Annotated in this window: 4 protein-coding genes; 3 read left to right on the forward strand and 1 reads right to left on the reverse strand. The window is 63.9% G+C overall.

What is annotated here, in order from left to right:
* The first annotated feature begins 554 nt into the window (after positions 1–554).
* From ACIQ3B_RS18165 to ACIQ3B_RS18175, 3 genes are all read left to right on the forward strand, one after another.
* Entirely contained in the window at positions 555–1,526 is a 972-nt protein-coding gene (locus ACIQ3B_RS18165) for an aromatic ring-hydroxylating dioxygenase subunit alpha (protein WP_397405095.1), read from the forward strand.
* Between the two features lie 12 nt (positions 1,527–1,538).
* Positions 1,539–2,264: a TetR family transcriptional regulator gene (locus ACIQ3B_RS18170; protein ID WP_397405097.1), complete on the forward strand. Its 726-nt coding sequence runs from the start codon at positions 1,539–1,541 to the stop codon at positions 2,262–2,264.
* Between the two features lie 304 nt (positions 2,265–2,568).
* Positions 2,569–3,138, forward strand: a complete 570-nt coding sequence (locus tag ACIQ3B_RS18175) for a lysophospholipid acyltransferase family protein (protein WP_397405099.1) — start codon at positions 2,569–2,571, stop codon at positions 3,136–3,138.
* Positions 3,139–3,244: 106 nt separating this feature from the next.
* Here the strand turns inward: ACIQ3B_RS18175 and ACIQ3B_RS18180 are convergent.
* The coding region (locus ACIQ3B_RS18180) for a helix-turn-helix domain-containing protein (RefSeq protein ID WP_397405101.1) at positions 3,245–4,239 on the reverse strand (995 nt) is incomplete at its 5' end.

Below are 4,239 nucleotides of genomic sequence, written 5' to 3' on the forward strand. Positions count from 1 at the left end.
ACCGTAGCACTCTCCCATCGCCTCGCTCCAATTTCAGCCACAGAAAACATGTCCTGTTGCACTTGGTTTTGGAACGGGGGCAACCGTGAAACCAATTAGACAACAGGTGCAACAATCCCCAATCCTGACCTCCTTCTGATCTATGGCCCGTCGCTCGCGTCATAGCCTTCACCCCGCCTCCCATCCTGCCACCCCCGCCGGATCCCTCAAGGACGAGCGCTGGTGCGCTCGCCGCGGGGCGGCGCGCCCTGGAGGGCGCGTCCTTGACCGACCCGGCGGGGGCGGCTTTGGGCTGTCCGTGTGGACAACCTCTATGTAGCGCAATCTGAACACTGCACAGATGCCCGATTTTACAGACCGGCTATGTGATTTCGCATAGCGCGATCCCGGGCGATCAGGCGCCGAGACTGGCGGACCGGCCTGCTGCATCCATCAAAATCATGTTGCGCCTATATAAATCAAGTGCTTTATATTCGGGGCTTGATTGGAATGCGATGTGAGGGAACAGCATGGGCAACCAGTTTCCGGACAGGGCGGTAGAAGATTTTCGCCGCATGACGGGTCCGGAAGGACTCGACATTCTGCGCCGCGAGTGGCTGGCGATCGCGCGATCCTCCGATATCCCGCAAGCTGGCGACTATCTCAGCTTCGACATGCTGTCTGAACCGATCGCGCTCGTCCGTCAGAAAGACGGCTCCGTCGCCGGACTGTCCAATGTCTGCCGGCATCGGATGGCGACGCTTCTGGACGGTTCGGGCAATACCCGCACCCTGGTCTGCCCGTATCATCGCTGGACCTACGGGCTGGACGGAAGGTTCGTCGGCGCTCCGTGCATGAAAGAGCATCGAGCGCTGACAGAGACGCAGAACCTGCCGCGCTTCGATGTTGCAGAATGGCAGGGCTGGATATTCATCCGGCTTGAAGGCGAAGGCCCGTTCCCCGCCCATCGCTTTGACGCGCTTGAACCGCGTTTCGATGAGCGCGGCATCGGCTCATGGGTGACCGCGGGCTGGATCGATTATCCCTCGCCGTGGAACTGGGCCCTGATGATCGAGAACTTCTCGGAATCCTATCATCATCTGGCGGTCCACACGGAGACGCTGCAACCCTTCTGGCCGGCCGCCGAGACATACGCGGTCGATTCCGGCGAGAACTATGCCGAGCTTCGCCATCCGGTCGATCCCGAACAGGGGACGTTCACAGTCTTCACGCTGTTCCCGCTTCTCGCCTTCGCAGTCCAGGATCCGCTACCGGTTGTGGTCTGGCCGCGGATCATTGTCAGGGACCGGGGGTATTTCGACCTTCGAATGTATCTCATCGTGGACCCATCGCTGGCGGCAGACGCGGCTCTGATCGATGGGCTTCGCGCGGTGATTGATCGCATCCACCGCGAGGATATTCCCCTCATGGAGCGTGTATGGCGGGGGACGCAAAGCCGGTTCGCTGGCCTTGGCCCGCTCTCCGACCTTGAGCGCCCGCTTGAACTTTTCCGTGACTACATGGCGAAAAGGCTGCCGCCCGGCTAAACCAGCCGCACCATGACTGCTGGACTGGAAAAACAGGCGGCTGCGCCGCGCCGACTGAGGGCCGACGCGCTTGCGACCCGCGAGCGGCTTGTCGAAACTGCGATCATCATGTTCGCCGAGCGCGGTCTCCACGGCGTTTCCCTGAGGGAGATCGGCGAACAGGCCGGCGCCCGAAACACCGGCGCCGTTCACTATTATTTCGGCGGCCGGCGGGCGCTGATCCTGGCGGCTCTCGATCTGATAATCGATGCGCTTGCGGTACCGCCGGGGGATCTCTCCAAGGCTTCCGGCGCCCTGGGGACCGACAGCACCTTCGCTGCAGTCGCATCGGCTGTCACGGCTGCCGTGCTGCCCTGGACGAGCTTGCCGGAACGGCATGTCTGGGGGAGCGCGGCGATCAGACTGCTCAATCGCATGTGGACCGGCGAAGGCGAAGGCTTCGCTGTCGATATCGAGCGGCGGCTTCAACCGTCTATCGATCGCCTGGCAAAGCGCCTGACTGAACTGATGCCGGGCATGCCCAGAGCGGTCCTGCTGAAGCGGATCGATTTTGTCCTCGTCACCTTCATCTGCGGAATGGCTGCAACGTCCTATTCGGCCGAGGCCGTGTCCGCCGGGGTATGGCCAGAGATTCCGCCGGAAACACTCTTCAGGATGCTGGTTAACTACGCGGCAGGCGGGCTGATGGCGCCTGTCGCCCATGGTGACGCCGCCTTTGGAGTGACCCCCTTGGCGTGAACCCCTGTAGCGGGAAACTACGGTGAGACGTGCAACAACGCCTGAACCCTGACCTGATCGTCGACCAAGCTGATAGGCTCGGTGCGGGGTCCGGAAATGGCGGCTGCCAGCGCCGTGGATGAGGCTCGCCCCCGGCTGCGACCCGCCGCTTTTCGGGGGAGGCAAGTGCTCGTGTCATTCAAGGCTGATCTCCCGATGCGTGGCCAGGCGCCCGGGCGGCAAATCAGCGCTCGAAAGGGGGCGTGAATTCTGTGATCCTGATCACGGGGCGGCCAGGCGTGTCGCGAGCTTACCGGGCGATATGATGGCGAAGTTGGGTTGGGTCGCGCGGTCGGTGCGTAGCGTGCTGTCTATCTGGTTCAGGTTCCGGGGGTGGACGGTCGAGGGCACGGCGCCGACCCGGAGGATGGTGGTGATCGCCGCACCCCACACCAGCAACTGGGACTTCGTCTATTTCATTGGCGGGGTCGCCGCCCTGAACCTGAATCTGAGCTTCATGGCCAAGGAATCGCTGTTCCGCTGGCCGTTCGGCAAGGTGATGCGCGAGCTGGGCGGCATCGCGATCAACAGGTCCCGGTCGTCCAATGTGATCCAGGCCATGGTGGCCGAGTTTGCGGCCCGCGATGAGTTCATGCTGACCGTCGCGCCGGAGGGCACGCGCGGCAAGGCCGAGCAGTGGAAGACCGGCTTCTACTACATCGCCCTGGGGGCGGGGGTGCCGCTGGTGTTCGGCATGGCCGACTACCGGCGCAAGGTGGTGGGGTTTGGCCCGGCGATCATGCCCAGCGGCGACTATCAGAAGGACATGGCCCAGATGGCCGAATTCTATAACGCCTGCACCCCGAAGTATCCGGAACGCGCGACGCGGTTCTAGGGGCTCTGCGGTTCATTTGTTCAGGGGGGACTGGGGGTCCTGGGCCTGCCAGGCTTCCCACTGCTGTTCGGCGGCGGCCCACTGGGCGATGTCGCTGGCCAGCGCGTTAGCCGGCCCGGCGTGACGGGGGTGTGACGGTCGAGGCGCCCTGTGCGGCGCGAAAGGCCGCGGGCGTCTGGCCGGCGACCTCATTGAAGGCGTTGTAGAAGGCGGAACGGGAGTTGAAGCCGGCCTCAAGCGCCACGGCCAGGATCGTGTCGTTTGACGAGGTCAACAGGGCCTTGGCTTCCTCGATCCGCCAGCCATTGACGTAGTCGAAGAAGGTCTGGCCAAACCGGCGCGAGAAGGTCTGCGACAGGTTGATCTCGGAGACGCTGGTCGCCGCGGCGAGCGTTTTCAGGGAAAGGTTTGCATCGAGGTGGAGCCGCTGGGTGCGAAAGGCGGTTTCGATCCGCGCGGCGATCTTTTCCAGGCGTTCATCATCGAGACGCGAGCGCTCGTACTTGGGCGAGGCTGATTCCGGGGGGTCCTCGGCCGGGACGGCCAGACGTTCCAGGCTGCCGGCATCCCCCTGAAAGGCCGGCGCCTGACGCATGGCCCAGACCGACATCACCAGGGAAAAAGCCAATCCGAACCCGGCGAACGCGATTTCAGGCACCGGGAAGCCCCCGACATTGTCGGCGAGGGTAATGAGGCCGTTCACGACGAAGAGCACCGTGACGAGGCGCAGCCAGATCAGCAGGTGGCTATCGGCGTTCGACATCACCTGTCGCAACCGGCCCCGCAAGCGCAGCAGCCTGATCGATATCCGCCAGACGAGGTAGCCGCCCTGAAGCAGGATCAGCAGCAACACGCCGAAGACGGCAAGATCCAGGGCGCCGCCCAGGGCGCCCAGGGTGCTCTCCGACCCCGCAGCGGACATGTTCGCGCGCACGCCGGCCGGCAAGCTCGCCACCAGCGCGGTGACCAGCCCCATCAGAATCGCCGGTGTCAGGAGCGTGAGGTCGCGCCAGCGCCAGACACGCGCGACATCGGAGGACAGGTCGTCGACGTAGAGCCACAGAAGCGGCGAAAGCACCCCGAGCATGGTGGCCGATAGCA

The organism is Phenylobacterium sp. (assembly GCF_044358365.1).
In the GTDB taxonomy this organism is placed as follows: Bacteria; Pseudomonadota; Alphaproteobacteria; order Caulobacterales; family Caulobacteraceae; genus Phenylobacterium.